The organism is Lentzea xinjiangensis (genome assembly GCF_900110955.1).
Lineage (GTDB): Bacteria > Actinomycetota > Actinomycetes > Mycobacteriales > Pseudonocardiaceae > Lentzea > Lentzea xinjiangensis.
This window is the reverse complement of sequence record NZ_FOFR01000021.1, coordinates 1-17429: the sequence shown is the minus strand read 5'-3', so window position 1 is coordinate 17429 and position 17429 is coordinate 1. Positions and strand designations below refer to the sequence as shown.

The 17429-nt window shown below is 73.3% G+C and carries 13 protein-coding genes; 9 read left to right on the top strand and 4 right to left on the bottom strand.

What is annotated here, in order from left to right; genetic code table 11:
- Positions 1 to 32: 32 nt before the first annotated feature.
- Positions 33 to 803 carry an ANTAR domain-containing response regulator gene (locus BMW88_RS32710; RefSeq protein ID WP_089958476.1) on the bottom strand — a complete coding sequence of 257 codons (771 nt, stop codon included), beginning with the start codon at positions 801 to 803 and terminating at the stop codon, positions 33 to 35.
- Positions 804 to 936: 133 nt separating this feature from the next.
- Between BMW88_RS32710 and BMW88_RS32705 the strand changes: the two genes are divergently transcribed.
- Complete coding sequence (locus BMW88_RS32705; protein ID WP_143116380.1) at positions 937 to 1212, top strand: SbtR family transcriptional regulator; 276 nt, start codon at positions 937 to 939, stop codon at positions 1210 to 1212.
- A 90-nt stretch (positions 1213 to 1302) separates the two neighbouring features.
- On the opposite strand, the gene BMW88_RS32700 is transcribed toward BMW88_RS32705, so the two are convergent.
- The gene (locus tag BMW88_RS32700) at positions 1303 to 1557 is read right to left on the bottom strand and encodes a hypothetical protein (RefSeq protein ID WP_089958473.1); all 255 of its coding nucleotides are present in this window, start codon (positions 1555 to 1557) and stop codon (positions 1303 to 1305) included.
- 637 nt (positions 1558 to 2194) lie between these two features.
- On the opposite strand from BMW88_RS32700, the gene BMW88_RS32695 reads away from it, so the two are divergent.
- From BMW88_RS32695 to BMW88_RS32665, 7 genes are all read left to right on the top strand, one after another.
- Positions 2195 to 3295, top strand: coding sequence for a polyprenyl synthetase family protein (locus tag BMW88_RS32695; RefSeq protein WP_089958470.1), 1101 nt, complete (start codon positions 2195 to 2197; stop codon positions 3293 to 3295).
- 39 nt (positions 3296 to 3334) lie between these two features.
- Positions 3335 to 3991 (top strand): ABC transporter ATP-binding protein, encoded by a 657-nt coding sequence (locus BMW88_RS32690; RefSeq protein ID WP_089958467.1) that lies wholly within the window; start codon positions 3335 to 3337, stop codon positions 3989 to 3991.
- A complete protein-coding gene (locus tag BMW88_RS32685; RefSeq protein WP_089958464.1) occupies positions 3988 to 5064 on the top strand; it encodes a hypothetical protein in 1077 nt (358 codons plus the stop codon). Before BMW88_RS32690 ends, BMW88_RS32685 begins: the two co-directional genes overlap by 4 nt.
- 62 nt (positions 5065 to 5126) lie before the next feature.
- On the top strand, positions 5127 to 5333 hold the full coding sequence (locus tag BMW88_RS32680) for a hypothetical protein (RefSeq protein ID WP_143116379.1): 207 nt from the start codon (positions 5127 to 5129) through the stop codon (positions 5331 to 5333).
- A 398-nt stretch (positions 5334 to 5731) separates the two neighbouring features.
- On the top strand, positions 5732 to 6913 hold the full coding sequence (locus BMW88_RS32675) for a geranylgeranyl reductase family protein (protein WP_089958459.1): 1182 nt from the start codon (positions 5732 to 5734) through the stop codon (positions 6911 to 6913).
- 72 nt (positions 6914 to 6985) lie between these two features.
- A complete protein-coding gene (locus tag BMW88_RS32670) occupies positions 6986 to 13204 on the top strand; it encodes a type I polyketide synthase (RefSeq protein WP_089958456.1) in 6219 nt (2072 codons plus the stop codon).
- Between the two features lie 140 nt (positions 13205 to 13344).
- Positions 13345 to 14268, top strand: coding sequence for an AraC family transcriptional regulator (locus tag BMW88_RS32665; RefSeq protein ID WP_245778209.1), 924 nt, complete (start codon positions 13345 to 13347; stop codon positions 14266 to 14268).
- A gap of 424 nt (positions 14269 to 14692) precedes the next feature.
- Here the strand turns inward: BMW88_RS32665 and BMW88_RS32660 are convergent, their stop codons facing one another.
- Positions 14693 to 15049, bottom strand: coding sequence for an ArsR/SmtB family transcription factor (locus tag BMW88_RS32660; protein ID WP_089958454.1), 357 nt, complete (start codon positions 15047 to 15049; stop codon positions 14693 to 14695).
- Positions 15050 to 15069: 20 nt separating this feature from the next.
- On the opposite strand from BMW88_RS32660, the gene BMW88_RS32655 reads away from it, so the two are divergent.
- Positions 15070 to 16413, top strand: a complete 1344-nt coding sequence (locus BMW88_RS32655) for an MFS transporter (protein ID WP_089958451.1) — start codon at positions 15070 to 15072, stop codon at positions 16411 to 16413.
- A gap of 212 nt (positions 16414 to 16625) precedes the next feature.
- Here the strand turns inward: BMW88_RS32655 and BMW88_RS32650 are convergent.
- On the bottom strand, positions 16626 to 17429 hold an 804-nt coding region (locus tag BMW88_RS32650), incomplete at its 5' end, for a DUF8189 domain-containing protein (protein WP_218148289.1).

Genomic DNA, 17429 nt, shown 5'->3' with positions numbered 1-17429 from the left:
GGGGACGATCCCGCACCTCCGGCCGTCTTCGCTCAGCCCTTCCTGACGGAGGCCAGGATGTCGCGCGCGACCTCGCGGAGCTTCACGTTCTGGGTCTGCGAGCGCTGGACCAGCATCAAGAACGCCTCGTCGGCGCTGCACCCGTGCACGGCCATCAGCATGCCCTTGGCCTGGTCGATCTCGGCGCGGGAGTACACGGCGGCTTCCAGCTGGGTCACCCGGCTGCGGGTGTCCCGCCACAGCTGGGCGTTGGTGATCGCGGCGGAGGCGGCGGTGGTGAACAGCCGCATCACGCTCTCGTCGAACGGGTCGAAGGCGCTCGCCGTGCTGCCGTAGACGTTGAGCGATCCCACCAGCTTCTCGCCGTCGGTGGCGGTGACCAGCATGGGCACGGAGAGGTACGCGCAGACGCCCAGGCGGTGGGCCGCCGCCTCGAACTCCGGCCACAGCTTCCGGTGCTGGCCCACCACGGCGCGGACGGCCTGCCGCGCGGTGGCCGCTTCCAGGCACGGGCCGTGACCGACGTCGTACTGCACCTCGTCGAGCTCGACGAGCTGCTCCTCGGTCGCCGCCGCGGTGTGCACCCCGTCGTCGGTCACCACGGTGATCGTGACTCCGTCGGCGTCGGCGATGGCCAGCACCGCGCTGTCGGCAACCCGTTTGAGGACCTCCCCGAGCGGTTCGGCGAGGGCGAACACGCCGCGCAGGGCCTCCAGCGCGACAGCGGCCTCGTCGATCCGTTCCAGCAGGTCCGGCCGGCCGTCGCCCAGCTCGTCGGGTCTTCGAGGGTCAACCCGGTCCATGCTCCTCCGCCTTGCTCTTGATCCTTCGGATCTCGCCTGGCGGATGGTAGCGCTCCCGGACGGCCGGGCCGTTCGCCCGGACAGCCGACCTGCCGGTGCCGCCGCGTGCTATCGCCGGGAAGGTGCCGGTGGGGTGGAACCGGCAGGGGAAGTCGAGTGCGACCGCTTGAGCGGGCCCGAGGTGCTGTGCGTCAGCGAGGTGCCCGAGCCGGTGGCGGGAGCGGGACAGGTCCTGGTGGACTGGCTGTGCGACCTGGCGGTCCACGGCGCGACCACCCGCGGCCGCGCGGAGTCGTTGCTGCGCACGTCCGCGGACAGCGGCTGCGACGTCGTGCTGACCGATGCCGGCGGCGACCTGGTGCGCCTGGCCCGGCAGGCGGACGCGGTGCGGGACCGACGTGCCCGGTGAGTGGCTGACGGCCACCACTCACCGGGCACCGCGCCGAACGCGGCGCTCCGCCCGACCTCTGGTCGACGGGCGGAGCGCCGAGGCGAACGGTCAGTCCTTGACCCAGAGCACGCCGTCGTCGTCGCACCGCCAGTCCTGCCAGCGGCCGATGACCACGCCGAAAGCCCCGTGGCTCTCACACAGGAAGTGGTTCGGGTAGTCCCGGTACCGCTGCCACTCGCGATCGGACTCGACCGGGCCGGGGCCGGGATCCGACGGGGGTTTCGCCGAGGCGGTGCCAGCGGCGGGCATCGTGGACAGCGCCACGGCGACCGCCGCGGCGAGGATGGTCGCAGCACGTTTCATCGAGTTCTCCTTGTGTCGTGAGTGCTGGGCGTCGTGAGGTGGTGGGCTCCGCCACCGGTGGTGGCCGGTCGGCGGTGCCGCTCGAAGCCGCTCCGCCGCGTGGCGTCTCGGTCCGCTCGCCGCCCACAGGTGCGCGCGGGGTGGGGTGAAAAGCGGCCGGGCCTGCTGTCCGGCCCGGTGACGCCATTGGTCATGACGATTCCCGGTGCCGGAGTGACGACAATTCCGCGTAAAAGAGGGTCGTGGAAAAACGTCTACTCAAAGCTGCCACACCGCTGCGGCTTCCTCAAGCCGTCCCTTGCTTTTCATGCTGATAGGGAGTCCCCCGTGACACTGATGGGTAGGTGTGGGGTAGGTGAAAACGGGTGGCGGGTAGCGCAGAGTGGAGAGGAACCCGCACGTCAACGGCTTGTGGGCGAGTGTGGGCGAGAACGTCCAGTTCGGGTCGGTTTCCGGTGACTCGAACGGGCAACAAAGCGCATCCGTATTGCGGCGCTCCGGCGGGCGCTGTTAATTTTCGGTTGTTCGGAGACCTCGGTTCACCAAGCCTCGGTTCGGCGGGATTTCGTGGTTCCGGCTCGCGTTGCGGAGTCATTGCGGGGTCCCGCAGATTCGTGGCAATGAAAGTGGAGGAAACATGACGCTCAGCCCCTTCACCGACCAGTGCGCCGGCCTGGCGGGGGCTCCTCGGCTCGACCTCCAGTGGGTTCGTCACCAGGTGGACACCGCGTTGGACCGGTTCCTGGACCGCAAGGTGCGCACGGCGCTGGACACGTGCCTGCCGCCGCTGATCGGCGTCCTGCGGGACTTCGTCGAGGGCGGCAGGCGGCTGCGGCCGTTGTTCCTCTACTGCGGGTGGGCGGCGAGGGGCGACGAGCCCGACGTGGAGGCCGCCGCGCGGGTCGGCGCCGCGATCGAGCTGTTCCACTCCTTCGCCCTGATCCACGCCGACGTCGTGGAGGCCGCGGGAGTGCGCGGGGGCAAGCCGACGGTGCACCGGAAGCTCGCGGAGCACTACACCGCGCCGGCCGGCTGGGAGGAGGCCAGGTGGTTCGGCGTGAGCACGGCGATCCTGCTGGGGGACCTGTGCCTGTCGTGGTCGGACGAGGTCTTCGGCGAGGCGGGGCTCGACGAGGAACGCCGCCGCGAGGCCAGGGCGCTGCTGCACGTCATGCGCACCGAGCTGATCGCGGGCCAGTACCTCGACCTGACGACGGAGTCGCACAACCCGTTGCGCGACGCGTGGCGGCTGGTCCGGTTGAAGACGGCGCGCTACTCCGTGGAGCTGCCGCTGCGGATCGGCGCCGTGCTGGGTGGTGCCGACCGGCGCGTGCTCAACGCGTGCCGGGCCTACGGACGGCCGGTCGGCGAGGCGTTCCAGCTTCGCGACGACCTGCTGAGGGTGTTCGGCGACCCCGGGGCGGCGGGGGAGCCGGACCTCGACGACCTGTGCCGGGGCCGGCGGACGGTGCTGATGGCCCTGGCGTGGAAGCACGCCACGAGCGCCCAGCGCGAGCTGATCGTGGCGCTGCACGGCAAACCCGGCCTCAACCACGGCGAGGCGCGCAGGCTGCGCCAGGTCGTCGTGGACACCGGAGCGGACGCGAGGGTGGAGCACCTGATCCGCATCCGCACCGAACGCGCGCTCGCCGTGCTGCGGGTCGCACCGGTGGCGCCCGCGGTCAAGGGCGCGCTGACCGAGCTGGCGACGTCCGTCGCCAGCCGGGGGAGTCGTTGAGCGCTGTCCGCGGAAGGCACTGTTCGTCCGGAGGGTTCCATGTCCACTGAAGACTTCACCTTGCGAGCGATCGACCTGCACAAGGCCTTCGGCTCGCGACCGGTCCTCGCCGGCGTCGACTTCGCCCTGCGGCCGGGCGAGATCATGGGGATCATCGGCGAGAACGGCGCGGGCAAGACGACCTTGCTGCGGACGCTGGCCGGCGAGCTGAGACCCGACCGCGGCACGGTGGTGCGGCGCGACCGGCTGGGCTACTGCCCGCAGCGGATCGTGCTCAACGACGACCTGACCGTCGAGCAGCACCTGCGCTACTTCCGCAGCGCCTACCACCTCGCCGGCCTGGAGCGCGCCGAGGAGCTGGTGGAACGGCTGGACCTCGGGAAGTACCGCCGCGCCAGGACGGGCACCCTCAGCGGCGGCACGCGGCAGAAGCTCAACCTGGTGCTGGCGTTGATGCACGACCCCGGCGTCGTGCTGATGGACGAGCCGTACCAGGGCTTCGACTGGGACAACTACCTGAACTTCTGGTCGATCACCGAACAGCTGCGCGACCGCGGCCAGTCCGTGCTGGTCATCTCGCACATCGCCCACGACCTGGAGCGGTTCGACCGCATCCACCGCCTGCGGGCCGGCCGGGTGGTGGCGGAGGAGCCGCCGCTCCCGGTGCCGAGGGCGGGGAAGGTGGCGGCGAGGTGACCGCGGCGCGGTCGTTGCTCGACGCGGCCAGAACGGCGTGGCTGTCCCTGGACGAGCGCACGACGTGGCAGGCGGTCCTGCTCAGGGGCATCGGCTTCGAGATCGCCCAGCACTGCCGCAACCGGCTGGCGCTGGCGCTGGTCGTGTTCTTCATCCCGTCCTGGACGGGACTGGTGTGCGCGATCATCCCGGCGGAACCGATCGGCTTCCACTCCTGGGTGCTCGACAGCGTCCTGCGGGTCGACGCGAACGAGCTGGCGATGATCACCGGTGGCATCAACGCGGTCACGTTGATCGTCGGTTTCATGATGTTCGCGTCGGTGCGCCGCTCCGGCGACTTCGACCAGAGGCTCGTGCTGGCCGGGTACCCGCGGTGGTGCCTGCTGCTGGCGAAAGCCGTCGCGCTGCTGCTCGTGTCGGCCCTGGTCGCCGTGTACGCCGGCGTGGTGATGACGGTGTTCTGGGATCCGGTGCAGCCGTGGCTGCTCGGATTCGGCCTGTTCGTCGGCGGGCTGACCTACGGCGGGCTGGGCATCGTGCTGGGGCTCGTGCTGTCCAGCGAGCTGGCCGGCATGTTCGTGATCATCATGATCAGCCTCGTCGACGCGATGGTGCAGAACCCGATCACCAACCCGTCGTCCGACCTGGACTTCATGCGGTACCTGCTGGCCTACGGCGCGATGCAGGCCGGTGCGGTGGCCGGGTTCACCGACCGGGGCGCGCTGGGGCACGCGCTGGTCGGCGTGGCGTGGCTGGTGCTGTTCGCGGTGATCGGCTTCGCGGCGTTCCACCGGCGCACCAGGGACCACGCCCGGCACGCCCCGGCGGCCGGCGAGCCGGCGGCGGTCACGGTGACGCGGCAGGCGGACGGGTCGATCGCGGTCCGGTCGTTCACCGGCCCGGTGGTCCTGTGCTCACAGCTCGCCCGATGTCCCGCGGAGTGCGCCGACGCCCCGGCACCTGTCACCCCGGCACCTGTCACACGAGCACCTGTCACACCCGCACCGGTCGCGCCGGCACCCGCCGCCCGGCCCCGCCGTCCATGCCGGACGGCGACCGCCACGGCCGAATAGGCCGGGCGCCACGAGAGCCCGCGCCCACGGGAGGGCGCGGTGGAACGGATGGAGGAGATGGCATGAAACGCATGGCACAAGTGGCCGGTCTCGTCGTCGCGGGAATGGTCCTGCTGGTACCGACGGCGAGTGCCGAACCGGTGGGCGACCGGTACGACTTCGGCGCGATCGCCGGCTCGATGGTCCCCGGCGCCTGCGTCGTGGCGGTCACCCCCGGTGGCGGACCATCGGGGCCGTCGGTCACGTTCGCCTGCCCGCCGCGAGGTTGAGCTGACCGGGGTGTCCCGGGCTCCGCCGGGCCACCCCGGCGAACGGCCACGCGCTTCGGCGCCGTCGGTCCGATGTGCGCAGTCGCAGGGGGACGGACATCTCCGGCCGGGTCACCCCGATCGGTCGATGTCCGACCCCGCGGTACCCCGGTGCACTTCACGCAGAGTGGCGCCGGTGTTCCCAGGACGGACGACGTCGTTGCCCCTACGGGATTGATCGCCGTTCGTCGCTCCGCGCACCGCGCCGCGCTGTCGCTACGTTCGGGAAGTCTTCGAACCATCCGGCGGGGTCACCGCCGACCGCGTCCGGCCGATCGCTCGACGACGAGCGGCACCGGCGCGAATTCCTTGCGGAGCACCGGATCGTGCCCGCCTGCCCTCTGAGGAACGGTGATCGGATGTCAGCGGATCTCCCCGCCGGGCGGTCGTGGGACGTGGTCGTCGTCGGCGCCGGACCGGCGGGCGCCTCCGCGGCGCGAGTGGCCGCGGAGGCCGGATGTGCCGTGCTGTTGCTCGAACGGGCGGCCGTGCCGCGGTACAAGACCTGCGGCGGCGGGCTGATCGGGTGCTCGCAGGCGTTCCTGCCCGCTGGCCTCGGCGTCACCGTCCGCGACGAGGTCGAGTCGGTCACGTTCGGGCTGGACGGTCGTCGTGAGCGCACTTTCGGCTCCACCGCGCGGGTGCGGTGCAAGATGGTGTTCCGCGACGAGCTCGACGCCGCGCTCACCAAGGCGGCCGCCGAGGCCGGCGCCGTGGTGCGGGACCGGACCGCGGTGACGGCGCTGGAGGAGGCGCCGGGCGAGGTCGTCGTGCGCGTCGGCGGCGGCGAGCGGATCCGCGCCCGCGCCGTGGTCGGCGCGGACGGCAGCGCGAGCCGGGTGGGCCGCCACGTCGGGGTGAGCTGCGAACAGGTGGACCTGGCGCTCGAGGTCGAGGTGCCGGTCGGCCCGGGCGACGCGGCGAGGTGGCGCGGCCGGATGCTGATGGAGTGGGGGCCGCTGCCCGGCTCGTTCGGGTGGGTCTTCCCCAAGGGCGACATCTGCACCGCCGGTGTGGTCGCCGCGCGCGGGCAGGGCGAGGCCACGAAGTCCTACCTGCGGGAGTTCCTGCGCCGCCACGGTCTCGCCGACCGCACCCCGCTGCACGACACCGGCCACCTGACCAGGTGCCGTCGTCCCGGTTCGCCGCTGGCGCGCGGCCGCACGATCGTCGCCGGCGACGCGGCGGGCCTGTGCGACCCGTGGTCGAGGGAGGGGATCTCCTTCGCGCTGCGCTCGGGCACGTGGGCCGGTGCGGCGGCCGCCGAAGTCGCCAGGGCGTCGCACCAGGGGGACGTCCAGCGGGCGATCGGCGCCTACGCCGGCGCGGTGCGCTCCACCCTGGAGGTCGAGATGCGCGCCTCCCGCCGGGTCATGGACGTCTTCACCAAGCGCCCCGGCCTGTTCCACACCGCGCTCACCGCCCTGCCCCCGGTGTGGCGCGGTCTCGACTCCTACATCGGCGGCGAGACCACGATCCCGGCCCTGCTCGGCACGCCGGTCGCCCGTGCCGCCCTCACCACGGCGAGGTTGCTCGCCTGACCCCGATGACGCGGGCACCCGCGCCCCGGCGCAGAGGGTCCGGGGCAGCTCTCACGGAAGAAGGATCACGGGATGGACGAAGGAAATTCGGGCACCGGGCGGCAGACGCCGGTGGCGATCATCGGCACGGCGTGCCGCACCCCGGGAGGGGTCACCTCGGCGGACGAGCTGTGGCAGCTGCTGCTGGACCGGCGCGACGTCGTGACCGGGTCGAGCCCCGGCACGAGGTGGTCCGAGAGCGAGCGCGTGGTGCCCGCCGACCTCGCTGACTCGGCCGCCCTGCGCAGCGGGTCCTTCCTCGACGACGTCGACCTGTTCGACCCCGGGTTCTTCGGCGTGCCGGTGCGCGAGGCGGCCAGCGTGGACCCCCAGCACCGGCTGCTGATGGAAACCACCTGGGAGGCGCTGGAGGACGCCGGTGTGCCGCCGCGCTCGCTGGCGGGGTCGCGGACCGGCATGTTCATCGGCATCTCGGGGGCCGACTACGCCAAGCGGTTCACCTTGGCGCACTTCAACGTCTACCACGGCATCTCCGCGGTCCCCTCCGGCGCGCCGGGCCGGATCTCCTACATCCTCGACGTCAACGGGCCCTCCCTGGCCGTGGACGGCGCCTGCGCCTCGTCCCTGGTCGCCGTGCACCTGGCGTGCCGCTCGCTGCACGACGGCGAGTCCGACCTCGCGCTGGCGGGCGGCGCCACGGTGCAGCTGGAGTGGGGCGGGCTCGTCGGTTTCGCCAGGGCCGGCGCGCTGTCCTCGCGCGGGCGGTGCGCGGCCTTCGACGAGAGCGCGGACGGCTTCGTGCGTGGCGAGGGCTGCGGGATGGTGGTGCTCAAGCGGCTGGCCGACGCGCAGCGCGACGGCGACCGCGTGCTCGCCGTGATCACCGGCACCGCCGTCAACCACGCCGGGCGGGTGCAGGGCATCACGCAGCCCTCCCGCGCGGCCCAGCGCGCGGTCATCGAGACGGCGATGCGCGCGGCCGGTGTCACCGCCGACGACATCGGCTACGTGGAGGCGCACGGCACCGGCACCCCGGTCGGCGACCCGATCGAGTTCGCCGCGCTGTCCGACGCCTACGGGACGTCCCGCAGGCCCTGCGCGCTCGGCTCGCTCAAGACCAACGTCGGCCACCCCGAGAGCGCGGCCGGCGTGCTCGGCCTGATCAAGGCCGCGCTGGCGGTGCGGCGGGGGAGCATCCCGGCGAACCTGCACTTCACGCGGTGGAACGCGCGGATCGACGCCGACGGGACCCGCTTCTTCGTGCCCACCGCCACCACCGCCTGGGACGACCGGGACCGGCCCCGCCGCGCGGGGGTGTCGGCGTTCGGCGTCACCGGGGCCAACGCGCACGCCATCGTCGAGCAGCCGCCACCCGCGCCGGCGCCGCCCCATGACGCGGGAGCGGTGCGGGACCGGACCGCGGTGTACCCGGTCTCGGCCGCCTCGCCGGGCGGGCTCGCCGCCACGGCTCGCCGGCTGGCCGGCCACGTGGCGGCCTCGGCCGACGACCTGGCGGACGTCGCGCACACCCTCGCCGCCCACCGCAGCCACCTGTCCACGCGGGCCTGCGTGGTGGCGCGCGACCGCGCCGAACTGGTCGGGGCACTCCGCACGCTGGTCGACGGGCAGGAGCACCCGAACGTCGTGACGGGGCCGACGGCCGATCCCGGCATGCCGGTGTGGGTGTTCTCCGGGCACGGCGCGCAGTGGCCGGGGATGGGCAGGGACCTCCTCGGCTCCGACCCCGCGTTCACCGCGGTGGTGGACCGGCTCGACGCCGTGGCGAGCGAGCAGGGCGTCCCGGTGCGGCGGTTGCTGGCCTCCGGCGAGCACCTGGAGCGGATGGACCTGGTCCAGCCGGTGATCTTCGCGGTGCAGACGGCCCTGGCGGAGATGTGGCGGGACCGGGGGCTGCGCCCGGCCGCCGTGGTGGGTCACTCGATGGGCGAGGCGGCCGCCGCGGTGGCCGCGGGCATGCTGACGCCGGAGGAGGGCATGCGTGCCACGCTGGCCCGCTCGTCGTTGCTCCAGCGGGTCGCGGGCGGCTGCATGGCCGTGGTCGCGCTGCCCGTGGACCAGGTCGAGGCCGAGATCGCGGGCATCCCCGGGGTGTCCGTCGCCGTCGTGACCGCGCCCGCGTCCACCGTCGTCGCGGGTGACGGCCCGGCGGTGGCGCGGCTGCTGGACCACTGGCAGGACCGCGGCGTGTTCTGCAAGCAGATCGCCGTGGTGGTCGCGGCCCACTCCCCGCAGGTCGATCCCGTCCTGGCCGAGATCGCCGCGCGCACCTCGTGGATGTCGGGCGCACCGGCGGCGGTGCCGTTCTACTCGACCGCCGTCGGGCCGCGCGAGCAGGTGGTGTTCGACAGCGCCTACTGGGCGCGCAACCTGCGCGCCCCGGTCCGCTTCGACCTGGCGTGCCGGGCACTGCTCGAAGACGGGCACCGGGCCTTCCTGGAGCTGTCGCCGCACCCGCTGCTGACGCAGGCGGTGGAGGAGACGGCGCTGGCGGTGGGCGCGCCGGTGGTGGCGACGGGCTCGCTGGTGCGGGACCTGGACGGGCGGGAGGCGATGTGCCGTGCCGCCGCCGCTCTGCACGTGGCCGGCGTGCCCGTGGACCTCGCAGCGGTCAACGGCGGTGGCGGGCGGACGACCCTGCCGCCCACGGCCTTCGACCGCTCCCGCCACTGGCAGGAGCACGAGCACGGGCCACGCGGCACGGCGGCGCACATGTGGCTGGGCGAGCGGACCGCAGTGCCGGACGCCGACGCCGAGGAGGGCACGCGCCACGTGTGGAGCGCTGACCTCGGCACCGACCGGGTCGGGTGGATGGAGCAGCACCGGCTGCACGGCACACCGCTCGTGCCGGGCGCCGCGCACGTCGAACTGGTCCTGGCCGCCGTGACCGGCCTGCTGGACTGCCCGGTGGACGAGGTTCGCCTGACCGGCGTGCGGTTCGAGCGGGCGCTGCCGCTGGCCGGGTCCGTGCCCGTGCAGGTCTCGGCCACCAGGAGCGGCCGCCGGGTCGCGGTCGAGGTCGTCCAGCGCGCGGGCGCGGACTGGGACCGGGTGGCTTCGGCGACGGCGGTGCGCTGCGAGGGACCGGCCGACCTCCGCCCGGCGCTGTGCCCGCCCGACGCCCCGGCGCCACCTGACGAGCTGTACGCGGCGTTCCGCCGGATCGGCCTGGACACCGGCGAGGCCTTCCACTCGATCACCGCCACCACCGCCGACGGCGTCACCCGGCTCGTGGTGCCCGCCGACGCGGAGGTCCGCACCGGTGCGCCGCGCGTGCACCCGGTGCTGTTCGACGGGTGTCTGCTGTCGGTGGCGGCCTGCCTGGTCCGCGGCGGGGATCCCGGCGACGGCGGTCCCTGGCTGCCCACCGGGATCGGCGAGGTCGTGCTGCGCGCGCGGCCCGGCCGCATCGCGTGGGTCCGCGCCGAGGCGCACGACGGCGGGACCACCGCGACCGGCCGCGCCGACCTCTACGACGAGACCGGGCAGTGGATCGGCGCGCTCGAGGAGGTGACCATGGTCCGCAACGCGCGGACCGCGACCGGGCACACGCGGCTCGACTCCAGGCTGTTCGAGATCTCCTGGCGCGAGCTCCCGCTCCCGGAAGACCCACTGGCGGAAGAGCCGGTGACGGCACCGTCCGGCGAGTGGGTCGTGGTCGGCGAGCCCGGCGACCACGACGGCGTCGCGGAGCGGGTGGCGGAGGCCTTGACCGGCGCCGGGCTGCGGGCTGCCGTGGTGCGCGACGTCGCCGCGATCCCCGATCCCGGCGTGGTGTCGGTCGTGTGGTGCGCCACCGGTGAGCTCGACGCGCTGGAGCGGGTGACGAGGCTGACCGAGGTCCTGTGCGAGCACGGGCGGTGCAGCTCACCGCCGCGCCTGTGGCTGGTCAGCCGCAACGCGCGGCACGTGCTCGACGGCGACCGCGTCGATCCCGGCGTGTGCGCCGTGCGCGGGTTGCTGCGCGTGGCCGCCGTCGAACAACCCGAGTCGGCCATGAGCTGGGTCGACGGCGACGCCGGCACGGCCGAGGGCCTGGCGGACGTCGTGGCGGAGCTGATCGCCGGCACCGCCGAACCGGAGGTCGCCTGGCGCGCGGGCCGGCGGTACGCGGCGAGGCTGGCACGTGCGCCGCTGCCGGCGCGGCCGCCGCAGACCGCCGGTGAGGTCGACGCGGTCGTCGGCGAAGACGAGTTCGTCCTGCGCGCGCACCCCGAGGGTGGCCTGGACCGGTTGCGCCTGGTCACGACCGGGCAGCCGCTGCCGGTACCGGGACCGGGCCAGGTGCTGCTGCGGCCGGGCGCGTGCACGGTGCACTTCCGCGAGGTCCTGATCGCGCTGGGCATCTACCCCACCGACGACGGGGTGCTGCCCGCTCTCGGCTCCGACGCCGCCGGGGTGGTGCTCGCCGTCGGAGAGGGGGTCGACGACCTGTCGCCCGGCGACCTGGTCACCGCCGTGATCGCGGACGGCAGCGGGTCGATGGCCTCCCACTGCCTGGCCCGTGCCGAGCTGACCGCGCGCATTCCCGCGGGTTTCGACCCGGTCGGCATCGTGCCGTCCGTGCTGACCTACGTCACGGCGTGGCACTCGCTGCACGACCTCGCGCGGCTGCGGGAAGGCGAGACCGTGCTGGTGCACTCCGCCGCGGGCGGCACGGGGCTCGCCGCGATCGAGGTCGCCCGGCTGCTGGGCGCGTCGGTCATCGCGACCGCGGGCACCGAGACCAAACGCCGCCACCTGCGCGAGCACGGGGTTCGGCACGTGTTCGACTCCCGGAGCCTGGACTTCGCCGGCCAGGTGCTGGAGGCCACCGGCGGCCGCGGCGTCGACGTCGTGCTCAACTCGCTGGCCGGGGCCGCCATGCGGGCGTCGCTGGACCTTCTCGCGCCGGGCGGGCGGTTCGTCGAGATCGGCAAGCGCGACCTCTACGGCGGAGCGCGCGTGGACCTGGGCAAGTTCCGGCACGGCAACACCTACACCGCCCTGGACCTGGTGCTCACCGCGAACGAGCGGCCGGCCGTGTTCCGGGCGGCGATGTCGCGGGTGCTCGCCGGGATCGCGGACGGCTCGCTGCCCCTGCTGCCCACCGAGGTCGTGCCGCTCACCGAGGCGGCGGAGGCGTTCCGGAAGCTGGCGTCCGGCGACCTCGTCGGCCGCACCACCCTGACCTTCCCCGCAGCCGGTGAGCGGGTGCGCGCACACGCGCCCGCACCGGAGCACCCCGTGCGCCGAGGCGCCGCCTACATCGTCACCGGCGGCACCCGCGGCCTCGGCCTGGAAGCGGCCCGGTGGCTGGCCGAGTCGGGCGCCGCCCGCGTCGTGCTCGGCGGCCGCGGCGACCTCGCTCCCGGAGCTCGCGCCGTGCTGGACGCGGTCGAGGCCACCGGCTGCGCGGTGGAGGTCGTGCGCGGCGACGTGACGGCTCCGGACACGGCTCGCCGCCTGGTCGAGGCGGCGGGACCGGGCCTGCGCGGAGTCCTGCACACCGCCGTGGTGCTCGACGACGCCCCGCTGGTGGCCATGACACCCGACAAGCTGGCCCGCGTGTGGCACCCGAAGGTCACGGGCCTGCTGAACCTGCACCACGCCACCGAGGGCGTGGCGCTGGACTGGCTGGTGGTCTTCTCCTCCATGTCGGCGGTGCTCGGCAACGCGGGGCAGGCGAACTACGCCGCGGCCGGCTGCTGGGTCGACGCCTTCGCCCGGTGGCGGCAGGACCGGGGACTGCCGACCCTGGCGGTGGACTGGGGCGCCTGGGGCGAGGCGGGACGGGCCACCGGCTTCGCCGCCCGCGGGTTCGACACCCTCTCCACCGCCGACGGGTTCGCCGCGCTCACCGAGCTCCTGCGGCACCGGCGCGTGCACACGGGGGTGTTCGACTACCAGCCGGAACTGCTGTACCGCGCTTTCCCGCACGCGCTGGCCAGCCCGCTCCTGGCGGACCTGCACACCGGTGCGGGCCGTCCGGAGGCGACGGCGACCTTCGACCTGCGCGGCGAAGAACCGGGACCGGCACGGGCGCGGCTGGTGCAGGAGGCGGTGGTGCACGTGCTCGCCACGCTGCTCGGCACGCAGCCCGCCGCCGTCGCGGCCCACGCGAAGTTCACCGATCTCGGGCTGGACTCGCTGCTCGCCGTCGCCTTCACCCGCAGGCTCCAGGTCGACCTGGACATCGCGGTGACACCGGCGGAGGTGTGGGCACACCCGTCGCCGGCGGAGCTCGCCGGGCACATCGACTCGACGCTCGGGGCACCCGTCGGCGTCGGGTGAACGGCACGTCCGCTCGCTCCTCCCCTGTGGATCCGTCTCACCGGGGAGGAGCGGGCGGGCGGGGAGAACCCGTTGTGCCGCAACGGGTGGACGTCACCACCGCTCCGCGGCCCGGCGGCCCGGAGTCGCGTGGTGATTGAATGATCACCATGTCGCTCGACGAGATGCGTGCCCTGCTGGCCCGGCACGCCCGGCCCGATCTGAGCACGGACATCGATGCCGTGCGCATCTTCCGCGCCGATCGGCCCAACCCGCCGACGCCGACCACCTACGGCAAGGTCCTGGCCGTCGTCGCCCAGGGCGCCAAGCGGTTCGCGCTCGGCGAGCGCCTGTACGACTACCACGCCGGGGAGTACGTCATCGCCTCGGTCGACCTGCCGGTGACCGCGCAGTTCGTCCGAGCCAGCCCGGAGGAACCCGCGCTCGGCTTCGGGCTGGACCTGCGGCCGGCCGCCGTCACCGAGGTGCTGCTGGCGGCGAACCCCGGCGAGCTCCCCGACCTCGGCCCCGGCGTGCCGCCCGGGCTGTCCGTGAGCACCGCCTCCGCCGAACTGCTCGATGCCGTCGTCCGCCTCCTGCGCCTGCTCGACCGGCCGCGCGACATCCCCGTGCTCGCGCCGCTGATCCAGCGGGAGATTATCTGGCGGCTGCTCACCGGTGAGCAGGCCGCCATGCTGCGCCAGTTCGGCCAGCCGGGCAGCGGCCTCAGCCACATCGCGAGGGCCGTCCAGTGGATCCGCGACCACCACGCGCTGCCGTTCCGCGTCGAGGAGGTGGCGCAGCGGGCGGGCATGAGCGTCTCCGCGTTCCACCGCAACTTCCAGGCCGTCACCTCGATGAGCCCCATCCAGTACCAGAAGCAGATCCGCCTGCAGCAGGCCAGGTTGCTGCTCGCCGAGAGCCCCGGCGACATCGCCGGCGTCAGCCGTCAGGTCGGCTACGAGAGCCCGGCCCAGTTCAGCCGCGACTACCGCAGGCAGTTCGGTGACCCGCCCCGCCGGGACGCGGTCCGCCTCAGCGCGAACGTCCGGGCCGCCGCGCCGGCCACCCGTCGCGACAGTTGACCGAAACTCACGATCTCGATCTCTTGTCCATTCCTGCCCGCCATAGCCTGCCCGCACAACGGCGCAGGAAGACGGCTGGTGACCGGTAAGCGACGACGGGCGCGGAAAGCGGTGGGTGGGCGGGTGTCGAACTGTTCGGGCGTCACGACGATGCGGCGCGGGTTCCGGGTCCCTCGGCGGCGTGCGGCGGGGCGGTGGCGCCCGGCTGAGCCGCGCCGGACCGAGGCCAACGCGTCCAAGGCCGGCCAGCCAGTCTGACCGAACCGTTGGCTGACCGGACTGCTTGTTCCGGGCGGGTGGCGGACCTCCTCGTCAGAAGTTCGCCACCGCCGCGTACAGCAGCGTCAGCACGATCGCCGCGACCACCACGGCCGCCACGATCCGGGTTGTGCGTCCTCGCTGGTCCATTGCGGTCAGCTCCTCTTCAGTCGTGGTCGGGTGTGCCGGTGAGGTGGTGGTCGGCGGCGTTCACGGCCTCGAACAGCAGCCGCCGCACGTGTCCGCCCCGTGCTTCGTAGAGTGCTCGCCGGCCTTCGCGGCGCACGGTCACCAGTCCGGTCATGCGCAGTTTCGCGAGGTGCTGCGAGACCGCCGGGCGGGCGATGCCGACCTCCGCGGCCAGGGTCGTGACGTCGTACTCACCGCCGCAGAGCAGCCACAACATGCGGAAACGCGTTGGGTCGGCGAGCATCCGGAACCCGTCGACAGCAGCGTTGACGTGAGCGCCAGAAGGTAGCTGTTGCCAATGGTCCGTTATTGCAACGTCGTCGCGTGCGTACATGAGCACATATAGTGCCACGCATGTTCGCCGTCCTGCGCAACCGCACGTACCGCCACCTGTTCGGCGCGCACGTCGTCGCCCTGACGGGCACCGGGCTGGCGACCGTCGCGCTGGGCCTGCTGGCCTACGACATCGCCGGCGCGGACGCGGGCGCCGTGCTCGGCACGGCACTGGCGGTCAAGATGGTGGCCTACGTCGGCGTCGCGCCGATCGCGGCCGCGCTGCTCGGCGCGTTGCCGCGGCGGGCCGTGCTGGTGGCGCTGGACGTCGTGCGCGCAGGGGCCGCCGTGGCGCTGCCGTGGGTGGACCAGGTGTGGCAGGTCTACGTGCTGATGTTCGTGCTGCAGGCGGCTTCGGCGGCGTTCACGCCGATCTTCCAGGCGACCGTCCCGGACGTCCTGCCGGACGAACGCGAGTACACCCGCGCCATCACGTTGTCGCGCATGGCCTACGACCTCGAAGGACTGCTGAGCCCGGCGCTGGCCGCCGCGTTGCTGGTGCTGGTGAGCTTCGACGACCTGTTCCTCGGCACGGCGATCGGGTTCGCCGGTTCCGCCCTCCTCGTCGTCTCGGCCGTCGTGCCGCGTCCCGATCCGGTGGTGCGCACCGGAAGCCGCTACGCCGCGACCACCAGGGGCATCCGCATCTACCTCGCCACACCGCGGTTGCGCGGACTGCTGGCCGTGCACCTCGCCACCGCGGCGGCGGGCTCGATGGTGCTGGTCAACACCGTCGCCTATGTCCGCGAGGTGCTGGACCGCAGCGCCTCCGACGTCGCCATCGCGCTCGCGTGCAACGGAGTGGGCTCCCTGGCCGCCGCCGTGGCGCTGCCCAGGCTGCTGGACCGGTTCTGTGACCGGGACGTCGTGCTGCGCGCGGTCGCCGTTCTGCTCGCGGCCCTCTTGGCCGGAGCGACGTTCGCGGCACTGCTCGGTGACTGGCACTGGCCGGCGGTTCTGGTGCTCTGGGCCGTGATCGGCGCGGGGTGCTCGCTGGCGTCGACCCCCGGCGCCCGGCTGCTGCGCCGGTCGGCGCACGCCGAGCACCGGCCCGCGCTGTTCGCCGCCGACTTCGCGCTGTCGCACGCCTGCTGGCTGCTCTGCTACCCGCTGGCCGGGTGGGTCGCGAGCGCGGCGACCACGACCACCGCGTTCCTCGTGCTCGGCGTGGTCACCGCCGGTGGCGCGCTGACGGCACTTCGGCTGTGGCCGCGACACGACCCCGCGGTCGTCGAGCACGAGCACTGCGACCTCGACGCGGGCCACGACCACCTGCACGACGCGGTCCTCGCGGGCGGTGTGTACCGGCACGCCCACGAGTTCCGCATCGACGACCACCACGAGCGCTGGCCGCGCCAGGCGTAGGAGTGCGGCCCGGACACCGCGAGGGTGGCGGAGGACAGCCGCTCGTGCGGTGACAACCGTCCACAGCGGATGGATCGGCTCGTCGGAGTTGGCCGGTACGCACGCGATGGTGTCGCGGACGCCTGGATCGCACGCGGGCGTGCGGACCAGGCGAGAGATGACGGGTTCGGCCGTGGCGGCCGCAGCCGCCACGGCCGAACCGCGATCATCGATCAGCAGGCGGGGGCGCCGATGGGGCCGAGGCCGATGTAGGGGGTCCAGCTGTTGGTGGCGGTCCAGAACTTCTGGATGAGGTCGCCGTTGCTGTTGCGGCTGAAGACGTCCATGCGTTGGTTGCCCCAGGTGACGGCGGTGGGGCTGGTGACGATGTAGCCGCCGAAGTCCTGTGGTTTGTAGGTGGTGAAGTCCGCGCCGTCGGGCGAGTACCACTGGATCAGGCTGCTGTCGTAGTGGCGCAGCAACAGGTCCACGCTCGTGCCGGCACGCGTCGTCGCGGCCGGGCGGCCGGTGATCGCCAGTCCCCGGTCAGCCCAGTTGTACCAACCGGCGCTGCTGGTCCACATCAGGGTGAGCAGGCTGCCGTCGGGTGCGCTGGTGAAGACGTTCATCCGGGTGCCGTCCGCGCTCGCGACCGCCGCGGGCGCGCTGGTGGCGGTGACGGTGCTCCAGTTGTCACCGATGGCGGCCCAGTCGTTGACCCAGCCGCTGGCGATGCTGAAGTGGCGGTAGACGATCTTGTTGGCGGCGTTGCGGGCGAACACGTCGAACCCGGTGTCGTAGCGCATGGTCACGGCGGGGGAGGACGTGATGGTGTAGGTGCCGAGGTCGGCCCAGTCGTACCACTGCTGGCCGGCGATCCAGGTCAGCTTCTTGAGGCGGTTGTCGATTCCCTGGGCGAAGACGTCGATGCGGTTGCCGTTGTCGGACACGACGGCGGCGGGGTCGCCCTTGATCTTGGCGTTGCCCGGCAGGGTGGCCCAGCACGACCACTTGCCCGCGGAGAAGTTGCGGTGCTT